General features: G+C 64.8%; 12 protein-coding genes. 3 read left to right on the top strand and 9 right to left on the bottom strand.

The window, feature by feature from the left end; genetic code table 11:
- Window positions 1–128: 128 nt before the first annotated feature.
- Window positions 129–317: a hypothetical protein gene (locus tag X757_RS152550; protein ID WP_023726136.1), complete on the top strand. Its 189-nt coding sequence runs from the start codon at window positions 129–131 to the stop codon at window positions 315–317.
- 16 nt (window positions 318–333) lie between these two features.
- On the opposite strand, the gene X757_RS152555 is transcribed toward X757_RS152550, so the two are convergent.
- From X757_RS152555 to X757_RS152575, 5 genes are all read right to left on the bottom strand, one after another.
- Window positions 334–1029 carry an aspartate/glutamate racemase family protein gene (locus tag X757_RS152555; protein WP_023726135.1) on the bottom strand — a complete coding sequence of 232 codons (696 nt, stop codon included), beginning with the start codon at window positions 1027–1029 and terminating at the stop codon, window positions 334–336.
- 110 nt (window positions 1030–1139) lie between these two features.
- Entirely contained in the window at window positions 1140–2474 is a 1335-nt protein-coding gene (locus X757_RS152560; RefSeq protein ID WP_023726134.1) for a lysine N(6)-hydroxylase/L-ornithine N(5)-oxygenase family protein, read from the bottom strand.
- Window positions 2471–4291, bottom strand: coding sequence for an IucA/IucC family siderophore biosynthesis protein (locus X757_RS152565; RefSeq protein ID WP_050588432.1), 1821 nt, complete (start codon window positions 4289–4291; stop codon window positions 2471–2473). Before X757_RS152565 ends, X757_RS152560 begins: the two co-directional genes overlap by 4 nt.
- Entirely contained in the window at window positions 4288–5352 is a 1065-nt protein-coding gene (locus tag X757_RS152570; protein ID WP_023726132.1) for a GNAT family N-acetyltransferase, read from the bottom strand. Before X757_RS152570 ends, X757_RS152565 begins: the two co-directional genes overlap by 4 nt.
- Complete coding sequence (locus X757_RS152575) at window positions 5349–7010, bottom strand: IucA/IucC family siderophore biosynthesis protein (RefSeq protein WP_245275056.1); 1662 nt, start codon at window positions 7008–7010, stop codon at window positions 5349–5351. The genes X757_RS152570 and X757_RS152575 overlap by 4 nt, the downstream gene beginning before the upstream one ends.
- Window positions 7011–7255: 245 nt before the next feature.
- Between X757_RS152575 and X757_RS152580 the strand changes: the two genes are divergently transcribed.
- Window positions 7256–8422: an MFS transporter gene (locus X757_RS152580; RefSeq protein ID WP_023726130.1), complete on the top strand. Its 1167-nt coding sequence runs from the start codon at window positions 7256–7258 to the stop codon at window positions 8420–8422.
- Between the two features lie 11 nt (window positions 8423–8433).
- Here X757_RS152580 and X757_RS152585 read toward each other — a convergent pair whose 3' ends face one another.
- The 4 genes from X757_RS152585 to X757_RS152600 form a co-directional block, all read right to left on the bottom strand.
- Window positions 8434–9717, bottom strand: a complete 1284-nt coding sequence (locus X757_RS152585; RefSeq protein WP_023726129.1) for an MFS transporter — start codon at window positions 9715–9717, stop codon at window positions 8434–8436.
- Complete coding sequence (locus X757_RS152590; protein ID WP_155923829.1) at window positions 9714–10088, bottom strand: hypothetical protein; 375 nt, start codon at window positions 10086–10088, stop codon at window positions 9714–9716. The genes X757_RS152585 and X757_RS152590 overlap by 4 nt, the downstream gene beginning before the upstream one ends.
- Window positions 10089–10103: 15 nt before the next feature.
- Window positions 10104–12308, bottom strand: coding sequence for a TonB-dependent receptor (locus tag X757_RS152595; RefSeq protein ID WP_050593933.1), 2205 nt, complete (start codon window positions 12306–12308; stop codon window positions 10104–10106).
- 280 nt (window positions 12309–12588) lie between these two features.
- A complete protein-coding gene (locus X757_RS152600; protein WP_023726127.1) occupies window positions 12589–14772 on the bottom strand; it encodes a primosomal protein N' in 2184 nt (727 codons plus the stop codon).
- Between the two features lie 90 nt (window positions 14773–14862).
- On the opposite strand from X757_RS152600, the gene fsa reads away from it, so the two are divergent.
- The gene (gene fsa, locus X757_RS152605; RefSeq protein ID WP_023688874.1) at window positions 14863–15519 is read left to right on the top strand and encodes a fructose-6-phosphate aldolase; all 657 of its coding nucleotides are present in this window, start codon (window positions 14863–14865) and stop codon (window positions 15517–15519) included.
- Window positions 15520–15606 lie beyond the last annotated feature (87 nt).

Here is a 15606-nt window from a genome sequence, read left to right as displayed (position 1 = left end):
TCCCCTCACAGCAATGCCGGATGTATTGAATGTCGCTGCAAAAAGAAGTCAAGCGCGCGGCAGTTTTGGCACGCAATTCGTGAAGGAGCGGAAGGCTGTTTAGGCCGCGCGCGCGTCCGGCCAGCATCGTGGCCAACCTGTATTGTCAGGCGACGCCTCACTCCTATCTGCAGGACCGGTTTTGCACAGCCAAAGGCCCCGACACCGATCGCCTTTATTTCCTGACCGGGCACCTCAATCTGGCCGGCACGGAAGCAGATCGATGGAAGCTGAAAGTGGTCGGCAGCGGCAATGTCGCCGTGGCCGCCCAGCCCTGATCTCTGTTTTGGCCCTTCAGGGCAGCATGAATGCGACCGCCGCCTCGGCATGGATGCGCGTGGTGTCGAACACCGGAATGTCGAAATCGCGCTCGCCAATCAACATGGTGATCTCGGTGCAGCCCATGATGACGCCATCGATCTTCTCATCGCGTCGCAGACGGGCGACCTCGTCGATATAGGCCGCCTTCGATGCCGCGCTGACGATGCCCCGGCAGAGCTCGTCGTAGATTACCTGGTGCACCATGTCGCGCCCGGCCTGGTCCGGCACCACGGGCTGCAGCCCGTATTTCTCCGTCAGTCGGCCCTTGTAGAAATCCTGCTCCATGGTGAAGCGGGTCGCCAGCAGCGCCGGCCGCTTGACGCCGGCGCCCTTGACCGCGACGGCCGTGGCGTCGGCAATGTGGATAAGCGGGATCGACACCGCCGCCTGCACCCGGTCGGCGAGCTTGTGCATGGTGTTGGTGCAGATCAAAAGCCCCTCTGCGCCGCCCGCCTCCAGCTTGCGCGCCGCATCCGCCAGCAGCACGCCCGCACTGTCCCAGTCGCCATGATGCTGCCGGTCGGCGATTTCGGCGAAGTCGAAGGAATAGAGCAACAGCTTTGCCGAATGCAGCCCGCTCAGCCGCTCGCGCACGATCTCGTTGAGCAGGCGATAATAGATCGCCGTCGATTCCCAGCTCATGCCGCCGATGAGGCCAAGGGTTTTCATGCGCTGAGCCTCCAGCAGGACCGAACGATCTCTCTCACAGAAAAGCTTTACGGGTCGATGTCAACCTTAACGCGCGCCGTACCACGCTCTTCGGCCCGCCTCCACAAACATCACCGCGCGCCCGATTCGGTCATCCTCGCATTGGCGCCGAGATGATGCAGGCTTTGTGTCGTGTGCCTTGAACTCCAGGCAACCGGCGGATCGGGCAGATCGAGATCGAACTGTGCCCGCCCGAGCAGCGAATTGACGATCTTGGCGCTGCGCCAAGCCATCAGGCTGAGCTGCGGCTCGGCTATGCCATGGCTGAGCCGGCCGGCATTGAGCGCGTAGATCCGGCGGTCGTCGGGCCCGTCCCATTCGACCTCGAAGCTGGCGTTGAGCCTGTAATGACCGCGCTCGTCCAGCGCGATCCTGTTCATGAGCGGCGCCATGCAATCAGGAATGGCAAAGGCATAGCCGGTGGCCAGAACCACCGCATCGACGGTGCGCGTCTCGATGGCGCCGTCGAAGCCGTTGCGCATGATCAGCCGGTATTCGCTGCCTTCCCGCGTCACGTTCAGCACTTCGCGGTGCGGCGTCATGTTGACCGCCGTCGTTTCCTCCGAGAGGTGCCGCAGCGTGTAAAGCTGGCGATAGATCGCCTTCAGTGTGCTCGTCGATGCGCCGTCACCGGCAAGCAGTTGCTGTTCCAGGATCGTCTCACGCCGCCCTTGCGGCAGCCGATGGAAGCTTTCGACATAGCCCGGCGTGAAGAGTTCGTCGGTGAAAGGCGAGTCGTCCAGTGGCAGGAAATTCGGCCGCATCGAGATCCACTCGATTTCGCGGCCGGCGAAGCGGTCGGAGGAGATCAGATGCAGAAGCACTTCGGCGCCGCTCTGGCCACCGCCGATCACGGCGACACGCTGTCCGCTCAGGCGATCGAGGCGGTTGGCGGCCTGGGCGTTGTGGAAGCATTGATCGGAGGCCGCCGCCCGCGCCCAGGCGGGGATGTTGGGCACCAGCCCGACGGCAATGGCGAGATTGCGCGCGTTCACCTGCTCGCGGCCGATACGCAGCCTGAAATTCGTTCCGTCGAAGTCGATCCGGTCGACGGCGCTGGCGAAGCGCAGCGAAGACAAGTTCTCGCCGACCCATCCGAGATAGCGGGCGAATTCCGGCCGCGGGATGGCTGAGAAATCCGCGTTGAGGAATTCATAGAACCGCTTCTGCGCGACCAGATAGGACATGAACGACCATGGGCTGGTCGGATGCGTCGCGGTGACGAGATCCTTGAGGAAGGATGTCTGCAGTTCGACGCCCGGCAGCATCATGCCCGGGTGCCATTCGAGCCGCGTCGCCCTGTCGAAGAAGCGCGCGTCGACGCCGTCCACCGCATCGAGATGGGCGGCGAGGCTGAGGTTGAACGGCCCGATGCCGATGCCGGCGAGGTCAAGCGTATGGGTCATGGCGAACTCCTTGTGGAGCTGGCTGGGCTGATGGGAGATCGCCGGGCTGACTCGGGGTTAAGCGGATTGTCGAGCGGTGTGCCGAGGTCAGGCAGAGGGCGTTCGCCGCTGTCGCCGTACCCGATCGCGAACCGCACCTTGTTGATGGCGATGCGCGGAATCTTGGGCGCAAACAGATCGAAAAGCGCGAACCGTTCCGCCAGTTCAGGGTTCTGCGCCTGGTAGCGCCGGATGGCGCCGGCGAGGATGGCATAGAAAATCCTCTCGTCGAAGCGGTCCCAGGCGGCCAGCGCCTCGGACAGGAAGCGCAGGACGCTGACGATGTGGCCGGTCTGCAAATGCTGGAGAAGATGCGCCGGCGGCCGGCGCTTCAGCGTCGACAGGATTTTTCCGTCGAGGTCGGCCAGTTCGGGAAACGGCTGGTCGACGAGATCGAGGTCGCCCTGAAAGTCCTTGACCGCCACGCCGACGGGCGTCGCGCCATCGAGGATGATGGTGACGTTCTGGCCATGGGCGATGAAGCCGACGCCGTAACGACACATGAAGTGGTAGAGCGGCACGAAGGCCGTGGAGAACAGGCGATCGAGCCATGCCTCCGGACCAAGGCCGGATTGCTCGATCAAGGCGCTGGCGATCGGCCTGCCATGCGCGTCGCGCTGCGGCAGGGCGCCCATCATCATCGGCCGCTGGCCCGCCGGCAGATCCTTTTCGGGGCTTTCGCGCCAGATGGCGCCCAGCATCTCGCAAAATTGGTAGGGCGCGCCTTCAACGCCGGTGTAGTGCGGGTGCGGATAGAAGGCGCCGGCGACTTCCCTCAGCACCTTGACGTCCTTGAGCACCGGGTCCGCGGCCGCCACCGTGGCCAGCCAGCGCGACAGATCGGCGCCGATCGCCATGTATTTGCCCGGCACGCCGCGCCACGCTGAGGTGTTGAGGACGGTCAGCGGCAGCTTGACGTGCAGCGCCTCGGGCCGTGCCACATTGGCAAGCGTGCGCAGCGACTGCAAGGGCAGGAACGGATCGCCGAACTGGCCAAGCGGCACCAGCCGGCCGGCGGCGATCTCGCTACCATATTGCGAGGCGATCATCGCCTGCCACTGCCAGGGGTGGACCGGCAGCAGCCTATGCGTCGATCGCGAGATCCCGGCGGCGCTGAAAGCCGCTTCGAGCCTTGCGCGCTCGTAGTCGCCGAGTGCGGCCTGCAGCAGCGCCTCTTCGTCGAGCCCGCAGTCAAGCGCCAGCAGGCAGCGATCGCTGGCGGCGGCAAGCCAGAAGAGCTGGAATGCGGTGGCCGATTCTGGCGCGTAGCGCTCGAAGTCGTCCCGTCCCCAGCCAAGCCGTCCCTTGTTGGCAGGGGCCTTCGGATGGCCGTCGAGCAATGCCTGCAACTCGGTATCCGGCAGCGCGGCTAGATCGGCGGCCGGTCGATTGCCGCGTGCCTTGGCGATCCGCATGTCGGCCATCAGCGTGTTGTAAAGCTCCTTCGCATAGGTGCAGAATGTTGCCGGCGACATGCCGAGCGTCTCGCGCGCGTCGGCGAAGAAGGCGACCGCATCGTCGACCGGCAGCTCGATGCCGGCGTCGCGAGTCAGCGTCTCCGGACGGACGGCGATCTGGCCCCACAGGCGCCGCGTCGCGGCAAAGCGATAGGTCACGCCGGGGCCGGGCGTCAGCTCCCATCGGCCGGGCGAAAGCTCGCGCGGCGACAGGCACTCCTCGAAGGTCAGTTCGGAAATGGCCTTGGCGACGGCGTCGCGGTTGATCGCGGCCCAGCGTGTCGCCTCCCCCGCTTTGGCAATCGGTTGCTGCACCGTCACAGCGGCACCTCGCGGAAGAAGCGCTCGCGTTCGCAGCAGACCAGCGCCGCGCGCTTGTGCGGGAAGTCGAACTCCTTGACTTTGTCGTAGGCGGCGCCGGCGCAATAGCTCAGCATCTTCTGGTGCGCGGCGCGTGGCTCGCCGACGACGCGCTGCGTGCGCGGCTCGTCGAGGAACAGATAGTGGGTGACGGAGCGGAACAGTGACAGCGTCTTCGGCCGGCCGAGATGGCGCATATTGCCGATCAGCCCATGCCAGCCGCGGTCCCAGTCGTGCGGCTCATAATAGGGCCCGAGCCGGTCCTCCTTGGCCCAGTAGAACTCGAAATAGCCGGTCGGCTCGCCGTCGAAGCTGGCGATGACGCCGAAAATATGCGGATCGCTTTCCTGCTCGGCGAGATATTTGTCGAGATCCTCATGGCTCTGGGCAAGTTCCCAGAAGAAGGCGACGCGGCCATCGTTCATCCAGCGATGGAAGAGGTCGAGATCGGTCCGGCGGTCGATCGGCCGCAGCGACACGGTGAGGCCGATTTCCGGAATCCAGCGTTCGTACATCGGGCCGCAGGGGCGCGGTTGGCGCAATGGCGGCAGCCGGTCTTCCGGGCCGATAGCGGTCGTCAATGCCGGATAGGTGACATGCGAGGCCTGGCTGCGCCACAGCAGCGGCAGCTGGCGCAGGACCGAGCGATGAATGACGGCGCGCTCCGGTTCGCCTGCGGCCGTCTCGGTGGCCAGCGCCGAAACCGGCCACAGCGTCTTGGCCGCCGGCAGGAAGGCGCGGTCGAAGGTAGGATGCAGGCACAGTGCCGCGTCGACGAGGCCCGCCAGGACCTGCGGCTGATCGAGACGGCCTCCCGTGAACGCGACGTCATCGATGAGCAGGCGGCCATCCGCGATGGAGATGCGGGCCTGTCCCACCGCTGTTCCCTCAGCGTTGACCAGGCTGACATGGCCATCGCCGGCACAAATGGCGAGCGGCTCCGCGGCCGAGGCCAGATGCTGCCATCCTTCGTTGCCGGCGACGGTGGCGGGTGACCAGTTTTTCGCAGCCTCGATGTTCATGCGTATTCTCTCACATACAGGGGGTTGGGAAGCTCGACGTAACCGGCCAGCGGATCGGTCACCTCGGTGTTCTCATTGATGTCGCGCAGCGCGATCAGGAAATTGCCCTTGGCAGCCAGCGTCGGCGTGTTGAGCAAATAGTCGACGCAGGACCGGTCAGCCATCGGCGTGGCGGCCAGCCGCTCGAGCGAGCGGCGGAATATCGCCAGCAGATCGTCTTCGTTGGTGAGGCCAGCGGCGGCAAGGGCTGCGACGGCGGCGAAAGCGCCATTGACGACCAGATAGTAGCCGAACAGCTTCGCGGCCGCTTCCGCTGGGAAGACATGATCGCCCGCCTGACCAGCCTCGGGCGCGAATTCGCGCAGCCTGGGCAGGAATTCCTCGACATAACCGGTGCCCTGGCAGTCGCGAAAATAGAGCGCATTCGGCCAGCCGCCGGCGAGGCCGACGACGAGGTTTTGCTGATGGGCGCCGAACAGCAGGCCGAATTCCGAGAAGGCAACGATAAACGGCTCGATGGCGGCATGAAGGAAACGCTCGAACCACAAACGCGCCGTTTCCTCGACAGGTCGCTTCTCGTCGCGGGCGATACGGTGGACCAGGTCGGACAGATGGCTTTCGGTACGGCCGGGATGGCGCTCGCAAAGCGCGCCGAGAACGGCAGCCGGCGGATTGCCCGTGCCGCGAAACGGATTTTCGCGAAACGAGACGATGGTATCCGTCATCAGCCGGCCGTCTTCGTCACGCAGGCCGAACCAGGCGGGCTCACCCAGCACCGTCATGGTCGGGCAGCGCCGCTGCAAGGCATAGCCGAGCTTGCCCTTGACCAGCCGGTGCACCGAAAGGCCGCGCCGGCACTCATGCTCCTCGACGATGCGCCTGGAATTGGTCAGGCGCAGGCTGAGCGAGAATTTCAGCATCCACTCGGCTTCAGACGAATGAACCGTGCGCAGCGAGGTCGTGGCCCGCCACGCTGGTCCGCCGAGCCCAACATCGACGATACGACCGGCGCGAAACAGGCGCTCGACGCGGTCTTCCAGCATGAGCCGTACGGCCTGCCACGGATGCATCGGAACGAGAACCTTGCCCTGTTGCTTGCCAGCCCGAGCAAGCAGCTGCGGATCGCTGGCGGCAAGCCCGCGGACCATCTCGGTGACATCTAGCGGCTCGACGCTGCCTCCAGTGAGGATGGTCGGGTCGACGGCCCACCAGCGCAGTTTGAACGCATTGCAGTATTCATGCCCGAAGCGCGCGGAATCCGTGTGCGTGAACTCTTCGCGACTCATCGGCGCCGGATGCACGGCATGGCCGAAGCGCAGGGCGCTTTCGGCATCGATGAAATCAGGATCGCCTTCGGAGAAGGGCCGCGACGATCCACGCGCCGCAGTCGCGTCAGCGATTGCGGCGATGCTGGCCAGGCTGCGGCGCAGGAAGGTCAGTCGGCTTTTCGCTGTCGCCCGGCCGGCAATGTCGGGATCCGCCAGGATCAGCGCCAAAAGGCTGAAAAGGTCGATCTCGGTCGCTTCGCCATCGGCCCCCTCGTTACTAATATCGAGGCGCCAGAGCGGCATCGCTAAATCGTGGTAACCAACCTTCGAGCGATGCCGCGCCTCGACGAGCACCGCCGCGCGCGAGGCAGGGAAATTCAGACGCAGCACGGCTGCCTGCGGCCGAAACAGCCCGGTTTGCCTGGCGTCGACGAATTCCCAGCTATCCCATTCCCGCAGCAACGCATTGAGTAACGGGCTTAATGCAGAGAAAGATTCTGGTTTTACTTGATCCATGTGCATCCCCCATAAATCCCAATAACTGCATGCATTGCATTTATACGTTGTCGTCTTTAAACATTTCTGTTGATTATCTATTCTGAACAAGAAATAAGCTTGGTCTTGTGACGACCCGTATGAAAAATCGATCTTCGCTTCTGCGCCGCCTGGCAACCGCGGTCTCGGCAATCGGCTTCGGCCAGTCGGCCTTCGTATCGCTCGTTCCCCTGGTGATGGAGCGGCTGAGGCTCGACACGTTTGCCATCGGCGCGGCAACTGCTGTCGGCGCGGCGGCCTTTCTGGTCGGCTCGCCGCTGTGGGGTCGCATGGGCGAGCGGCTTGGCCATGCCAGGCTGCTGCGCTTGCTCGGCCTCGCCATGCTGGCCGGCCAGGCGGTGTTCGCCATTCTGCTGATAGCCGGCACGGGAGCCGCGCTGGGCATCGCTTTGCTGATGCTTTCGCGAACCGTGTACGGTTTTGCCGCGTCCGGCGTCATGCCGACGGCGCAGGTCTGGGCCAGCCGCTCGGTTGCCGATGACAGGCGACAGGCCGCGCTGGGACTGCTTGGCGCCGGCGTCAGCATGGGGCGGCTGGCCGGCGCGCTGGCGGCAACGGCTGCCGTCCTGTCGCCGCTGCTGCCGCCCATCCTGTTCCTGTTCAGCCCGCTGTTGCTGTGGCTCGCGCGGGGCAAAGGGGAAGCCGGCGGACGGACCGACGGCAGGGCGGCCGACGTCGGCCGAGGAATATCGCCCTTCGATCGCCGCGCTCTGCCTTGCCTGGCGATGGGCTTGTGCCTGACGCTCGGCTTCGGACAGGTGCAGATGATGCTCGGCCCGATGACCCAGCAGCGTTTTGGCCTTGGTGCGACGCAGGCCACGACGTTGACCGGCCTGGCCCTGATGCTGGTCGCCGTCGTCATGGTTCTGGTCCAGGGACTGCTCATGGCGCGCCTGCGGCTGGCGGAGCGCAACAGCGTCATCGTCGGCTGTCTCATGGTTTGCGTCGGCATGACGGCGCTGGCCGTCACGGCCAGCCATGTTGCCTCGGCAGCGTCTCTGGTGGTGGCAGCGGCCGGCATTGCGCTGGCTACACCCGGCTACACCGCCTGGCTGATGAAGCGCCTGGAGCCCGGCGAGCAGGGCGCGGCGGCCGGCTGGCTCACCAGCACCCATGTGCTCGGCCAGAGCATCGGCGCATTGGCCGGCGGCTTCGCCTTCACGCTCTGGCCCTTTGCGCCGCTGGCCGGCTGCGCCGCGCTGGCTCTGGCCGCCGCCGGTCTTGCAGCCATGATTCATAAGCACTAGCGAACCCGCGCTCATTCGGCGACCTCCGGCAGCGGCATCGGCGTTCCTGGCTGGGTCTTTGCGGCATCGGCGAAATGGGCATTCAGCATGCGATAGGTCGCCACCACGGCGATGCCCGACAGCACTGTCGCCAGGGTGAACAACGCGGAGTAGCCGAGCATGTCGGCAAGGCGGCCGGCAAGCATGGAGCCGACGAGGTAGACGATGAGCTGGGCGCAGGACAGGATGGTGAAATCGGTGCCGGGTTGGTCCGACGACGTGACGGACATGAACAGGCTGTAGAGCGCCACGATCTCCATGTAGCGCACCAGCGTCTGCAGGAACGAGGCGCCGAAGATCGGCCAGAAGCCGGCGATAGCGCCGAAAGCGTGCAGCGCGAAGATCAGGAAGCAGATGGTTCGCAGCGCGCCGAGCAGGCCGAGCACCGAGGCGGCGCCCCTGTTGTGCAGCAGCCACGCCGCCAGCGCCGAGCCGCCGAGCCCGACGGTGAGCGCGGCACCGCCCGAGAGATAACCGATGATATCGAGCGGCACGCCGGCATCGACGAGATAGGAGCCTTCCATCGACTTCACCAGCCCCTCGCTGGCGCGGTAGATGAGCGCGATCCACAGGATCTGGCGTGCCTCCGGCCGGCGCAGAAAGCGCAGGATCGAGGGGCGGTCGATGGCCGCCTGCGGCGCGCTGGCGACGGGATCGGTCTCGCGCATGGCGAAGGCGGCGACCAGCGGGATGATGGACAGCGCGGCCACCATGGCCACCATGGTTTGCCAGCCGGCATGATGATAAGCCAACAGGCCGAGCGTGCCGCCGAGAACGACGCCGAGCGCGACGGCGCCGCCCTGGATCGCATTGCCGATCGGCCTGTCCTTCGGGTCGAGATATTTGGCCGCGTAGCCGTCGGTGGCGATGTCCTGGGTCGACATCAACAGGCTCACGACAAGGCCGACGGCAAAGATCCCGGCGACATCGGTCGGCTCGATCCAAAGCATGGCGGCGATGCCGGCGATGACGCCGATCTGGGTGATGATGACCCAGCCGGCGCGATGGGCGCGGGCCATTGGCCGAAAGCGGTCGACCAGCGGCGCCCATAGGAATTTCAGCACCAGCGGCAGCATCAGCAGCGCCATCGAGCCAATGGCGGTGCGCGACACGCCCTGCTCGCGCAGGATCGGCGGGATCGCCGCGGCAAACAGATAGCTCGGGATGGCCTGCGCCAGATAAAGGCAGGCGAGAACGACGAAAAGCCGCAGGCGCGAAAGCCCGGCGGGCGCCGGCCGGTCTGCGTCGGCGCTCATTTGACATAGTCCTTCGGTGCGTAACCGTTCAGGAAGGCGCCGGCCTCCGCCCGGCTGCGGGTGACGAGCACTGGAAAGCCGAACAGGCTTTGCCAGACGCGCTGCATGTTCTCGTCGGCGGCGGGGCGCACCAGCGCACAGGCGCGGCAGGCTTTTTCGAGCTGCTCGCGTTCCGCCTTGTACCAGAGGTTTTGCGCCTTGCGCTGGGCGTCGCTCAGCGCGATCTCGATGCGGATATCGACCAGGAGCACGAACGGCTCCCGTTCCTGCGAAAGGCGGCCGAGCGCCTCGATATAGCGCGCGCCATCCGCCGGATCGGCTGGCGCTTCTGCCAGCAGCGAGACTAATGCACCGTTTCGTTGGAGAGACACCGCCACCGCCGCCCCTCAGAATGTGATCTGGTAGGACAACGCAACCGAACGTCCCAGACCCGGAACGTCGGCGCCGCGGGTCGCCGATGCGGAAGGGTTGATGTAGTAGGTGTCGAACACATTGCGCACGGCAAGGTTCAGCACGCTTTCATTGCCGAACGTCTTCGAGACGGCGAGATTGACCAGTGCTGCACCGTCCAGTTCCTGGGTGGCGATGCGGTCGCGTCCGGAAAACAGCTCCAACTCGCTGCGCAGGGTCAGCTCGTTCTCGAAACGGGTGGTGAGATAGACCAGGCCCTTGTAGGTCGAGGGGACACGGTTGTTCGGCAGATACTCGTTCGCTTCGATGTGGCCGTCGCGATCCGCGTCGTATTTGCCTTCGACATAGCCGACCGATCCGCCCAGCGTGAACATGCCGCTGAGGTCTGCCTCGAGATTGGCTTCGACGCCCCAGATACGTTCCTTCTGCTGCGATACCCGGTTGTTGACGATGTCGTAGCTGACGCCGTTGTCCGAGGTCGACAGATAGGTGCTGACGCCGCCGCGATAGTCGCCCCAATCGCCGCGCAGACCGGCTTCCCAGGTGTTCACCAGCTGGGGTTCAGGCGCGATATCGGCATAGCTGATCGCGTAATCCGGCGCGTTGGTGCACGGCAGCAGCGGCCGGATGGCGGTGCCATAGGCGTCGCAGGTTTCGGCGTTGGAGTTCAACCCGGCCCGGCGGGTGAAGCCGCCAATGTCGGTCAGGCTGTAGCCTTGCGAGAAATTGCCGAAAAGCTGCATCCTTTCGGTCAGATCGTAGACGGCGCCGGCGTTGAAGGTGACGGCGTCGTAGTCGAACGAGCCGCCGGTCACCCGGATCGCCGGCAGGCCGATAATGTTGCGGCCGAGCAGAACGGCAGCGGCAGGCCGGGTGAAGTCTTCAACATTGAGATAAAACTGGTCGTAGCGCGCGCCGCCGCTGATGCGAAAGCGATCCGTCACCGGAATTTCGCCTTGCGCAAACAAGGCAACCGAGTTCTGGGTCGTGGGCGAGATGGCGTCCTGACCGTTGGTCAGCTGCTGATCGGTGGCATCGAAGACGTAGTCGGCGCCCCAGGTCAGCGTGCTGCCCTGAGTGATAAAGTCCATCGGCGTGTTGACGGTCAGGTTGACGCCGCTGCGCCGCGATTGCAGCGCCGTCTGGTTGAAGTCGGCGGTCGGGTCCGTACCCGGCGGCAGGATCACCGGCCGCGTCGGGTTCGTCGGTAAATACACCTGGCTGTTGACGGCCGAGAATTTGGTAAAGGGCGACTGCTTGAAGATGTCGTTGTAGAACGCCTTGACCTCGAGGTTTCCGAGCGCGAAGTCGCTGTCGGTGTATTTGGCGGTCAGATATTTCGAATCTTCCTTCAGCGGCTTGCCTTCATAGGGATCGCCGAAATCCGGGGAGACGGGATTGGTCGTGTAATCGGTGAACCAGTCCGGCTTCTGGTTGGCATAGGTCCAGTCGACGCTGGCCTCGAAGCGCCTGGAATCGAACTGGTAGCCGGCCACGCCGAAGAGATTGCCCGTGCCGGTGCGGTCGCCGCCGCCTTGCCCAAGCATGGCGTCGGAAGCCATCTCGTTGCCGTGGCCGTCATAGGTGCGGCGCGACAGATCACCGGACGCCGAGAAGAAATAGTCGAAATCGCCTTTCTTGCCCTCGACCGAGACACTGGTGCTTGGCCCGGCCGACTTGCCGGGGTTTTCGGTGAAGGCGGTGACGCCGGTGCGCACCGTCACCTTCGGCTTGTCGCTGTCGCCGCGCTTGGTGATGAAGTTGATCGTGCCGCCGGTGGCGCCGGCGCCATAAAGGCTGGACGCGCCATTGATGACTTCGATGCGCTCGACCGAATTCAGGTCGATCATCGACAGGATGCGTGAGACGTCCCGCAGCGGTGTGTTGCGCGGCACACCGTCGACCATGATGAGAAGACTGCGCCCGCGGAAGGTTTCCGAAGCGCCGGAAATGGTCTGGTTGCGTGGCGCGTAGCCGGGGACGATGCGGCTGATCAGGGTCGCGGCGTCGATATTTTCCTGCGCGGCTTCCTCGACCTGTTGCCGTTCCACGACCTGGACCGACTGGGCAACGCTGGAAATGGACCTTTCATTGCGGCCGGTGACCAGGATCTGATCGAGCACGGTGGCTCCCTGCTGGTCCGTCGGAGCGGCTTCCTGGGCAAATGCCGCGCCTGCCATAATCGACGAACCCAAAGCCGATGACCAAAGAAGCGTACTGAAAAATCTGCGCATGCTGTCCCCATCCATGCCCTGGTCCCCAGCGCCAGAGCGGAAAGGCCCAGTTATAATTCATGATAAAACGAGTCAACATTTATTTTGTGGCTTTTCAAATCAGGATTAGTCCGCGAACGGATGGGAGCCGGGTACATGAATGGCGCGCATTTTAGCCGGCACTAAGATGCTGAGTTTTCTTGACAAACGGCTTACGGGCGGCCGGCGGCGGCGTCAGCCTTTGTGCTTACAAGAAGCTCTGCGGATCGATGTCGACCTGCACGCGGACCGAGCCGCGCTGCTTCGGCCCTTCGGCCAGCATGGTGCGGATGAAGCCTTGGATGTCGGCGCGCTTTTCACCCTGGATCAGCAAACGGAAACGATGGCGCCCACCGAGCAGCGACAGCGGCGCCTCGGCCGGACCGAGCACGAACAGGTCGCTGGCCTGGGGTGCTGCACGGCGCAGGCCGCGCGCGTGGCCTTCGGCCTCGGCCCGCGTCACCGCACTGACGATGACGCCGGCAAGCCTGCCGAAGGGCGGCAGGGCTGCCCGTTCGCGCTCAGTGATCTCGCGTTCGTAAAAGGCCTCGGCATCGCCCGAGACGATCGCCCGCATCACCGGATGGTCCGGCTGGAAAGTCTGCAGCAGGCCGAGGCTCTTCTTGCCGGTGCGGCCGGCGCGTCCAGTCACCTGGCTGAGCAATTGGAAGGTGCGCTCAGCGGCGCGCGGATCGCCATTGGCGAGGCCGAGATCGGCATCGACGACGCCGACCAGCGTCATGTTGGGAAAGTTATGGCCCTTGGCGACCAGTTGCGTGCCGATGACGATGTCGGCCTCGCCATTGGCGATGGCCTCGAGCTCCAGCCGCAGCCGGCGCACCCCGCCCATCAAATCGGATGACAGGACGATCGTGCGCGCGTCGGGGAAATGCGCCACGACTTCTTCAGCTATCCGCTCGACGCCAGGCCCGCAGGCGACCAGATGGTCGAGCGTGCCGCATTCCGGACAAGCCTCCGGCCGCTTCTCATTGTGCCCGCAATGATGGCAGACGAGTTGGCCGCGAAAGCGGTGCTCGACCAGCCAGGCCGAACAAACCGGGCAGCCGAAGCGGTGGCCGCAGACACGGCACAGCGTCAGCGGCGCGTAGCCGCGCCGGTTGAGGAACAGCAGCGACTGTTCCTTCTTCTCCAGTGTACGTTGCATCTCACCGATCAGCAGCGGCGACAGAAACCCCCCGCGCGCCGGCGGCGCGCGGCGCATGTCGATCGATTTGAGATGCGGAAGCGCCGCCTCCGCGAAGCGGGCAGAGAGAACCGCTCTATCGTATTTACCTTGGCCCGCATTGACCCGGCTTTCGACCGACGGTGTCGCCGACGCCAGCACCACCGGGAAGCCGCCGATATGGCCGCGCACCACCGCCATGTCGCGGGCATTGTAGAAGACACGGTCCTCCTGCTTGTAGGCAGGGTCGTGCTCCTCGTCGACGACGATCAGCCCGAGCTCGCGGAACGGCAGGAACAGCGCCGAGCGTGCGCCGGCGACGACGCGCACGCCGCCTTCCGCCACCTGTCGCCAGACCTTTTCGCGCATTCGGGGCGGCAGGTCGGAATGCCATTCCGCCGGCTTGGCGCCGAAGCGCTGCTGAAAGCGTTCGAGGAAGGCATGCGTCAGCGCGATCTCCGGCAAAAGGATCAACACCTGCTTGCCCTGGTCGAGGGCTGCCGCCACCGCCTCGAAATAAACTTCCGTCTTGCCCGAGCCGGTGACGCCGTCGAGCAGCGTGACGTTGAAAGCAGCGGCCGCGACATTGGCGCGCAGCATGGCGGCCGCGTCTGCCTGGTCCGGCATCAGCTCCGGCATGGCGTAGGAGGGATCGGGCGCGGCGACCACCGGTCGAGGCGGGATCATCACCGTCTCGAACACGCCTTGCGCCTTGAGCCCCTCGACCACCGTCGACGACACGCCCGCCGCGTGCGCCAGGCCGGATCGCGTCCAGGCAAGCCCCCCTTCCGCCGTCTCCAGCACGCGCGTCCTGGCTTCCGTCATCCGGTCCGGCATGACGAGGGTTCGCTGCAGGCCCTCGATCCACGGTTCTGGATCGAACGCCTCCGGCGCGCGCAACAGCATGCGCGCCACCATGCCGGGCGGCGACAGCGTGTACTGCGCCAGCCAGTCGACAAAGCGGCGCATGCCGCGGTCGATCGGCGGGCAGTCGAAGACCTGTTCGATCGGGCGCAGCTTTTTGGCGTCGATATTCTCGACCGCACCATCCCAGACGATGCCGGCAACCTGGCGCGGACCGAGCGGCACGCGCACGATCGAGCCCGGCACCACGCGCATGCCGGCGGGCACAGCGTAGGTGTAGGGCCGTTCGGCGGGCATCGGCACCAGCACCGGCGCGGCTGCGACAAAGGGCGAATCTTCGATCATCGGGCGTGACCTTGCCCCGACTTTGGTCTAGATCAAAGGGCAACCCCGAATGTGCATGGCATGCACATGGAAATCTTTCAGGAGACCCCCATGAAATTTTTTGTCGACACCGCTGACATCAAGGACATCAAGGAACTGAACGACCTGGGGCTGCTCGACGGCGTGACCACCAATCCCTCGCTGATCCTGAAATCCGGCGGCAAGATCGCCGAGGTCACCAAGCAGATCTGCGACATCGTCAAGGGCCCGGTTTCGGCCGAGGTAGTTGCGGTCGAATACAAGGACATGATGGCCGAGGCCAACATCCTGGCCAAGATCGCCGACAATGTCTGCATCAAGGTGCCGCTGACGCTCGACGGCCTGCGCGCCTGCAAGACGATCCGCACCGAGATGAACCGCATGGTCAATGTAACGCTGTGCTTCTCGGCCAACCAGGCGCTGCTGGCGGCCAAGGCCGGCGCCTCGTTCATCTCGCCCTTCGTCGGCCGCGTCGACGATACCGGCGCGGACGGCATGGAGCTGATCCAGGAGATCCGGCAGATCTACGACAATTACGATTTCGACACCGAGATCCTCGTCGCATCGGTTCGCACCGTGAACCACGTCAAGCAGGCAGCCCTGATCGGCGCCGATGTCGTTACCGCGCCGGCCGCGACGCTGAAGGCGCTGGTCAAGCACCCGTTGACCGACAAGGGCCTGGATCAGTTCGCTGCCGACTGGGCCAAGACCGGCCAGAAGATCGGCTGAGATCGGTTCGATACAAACGAAAAAAGGCCGGGAAACCGGCCTTTTTGTTGCGGACTGCTAAAAGTCTAGTTGGCAGCGCCAGGGAAT

It is taken from the genome of Mesorhizobium sp. LSHC412B00 (genome assembly GCF_000503035.1).
Taxonomy (GTDB): domain Bacteria; phylum Pseudomonadota; class Alphaproteobacteria; order Rhizobiales; family Rhizobiaceae; genus Mesorhizobium.
This window is presented reverse-complemented; position numbering and strand designations above follow the sequence as displayed.

Coding starts and splice junctions, on each gene's coding strand:
- X757_RS152555 (WP_023726135.1), bottom strand. CDS start 1,029: ATGAAAACCCTTGGCCTCATCGGCGGCATGAGCTGGGAATCGACGGCG.
- X757_RS152560 (WP_023726134.1), bottom strand. CDS start 2,474: ATGACCCATACGCTTGACCTCGCCGGCATCGGCATCGGGCCGTTCAAC.
- X757_RS152570 (WP_023726132.1), bottom strand. CDS start 5,352: ATGAACATCGAGGCTGCGAAAAACTGGTCACCCGCCACCGTCGCCGGC.
- X757_RS152580 (WP_023726130.1), top strand. CDS start 7,256: ATGAAAAATCGATCTTCGCTTCTGCGCCGCCTGGCAACCGCGGTCTCG.
- X757_RS152585 (WP_023726129.1), bottom strand. CDS start 9,717: ATGAGCGCCGACGCAGACCGGCCGGCGCCCGCCGGGCTTTCGCGCCTG.
- X757_RS152595 (WP_050593933.1), bottom strand. CDS start 12,308: ATGGCAGGCGCGGCATTTGCCCAGGAAGCCGCTCCGACGGACCAGCAG.
- X757_RS152600 (WP_023726127.1), bottom strand. CDS start 14,772: ATGATCGAAGATTCGCCCTTTGTCGCAGCCGCGCCGGTGCTGGTGCCG.
- fsa (WP_023688874.1), top strand. CDS start 14,863: ATGAAATTTTTTGTCGACACCGCTGACATCAAGGACATCAAGGAACTG.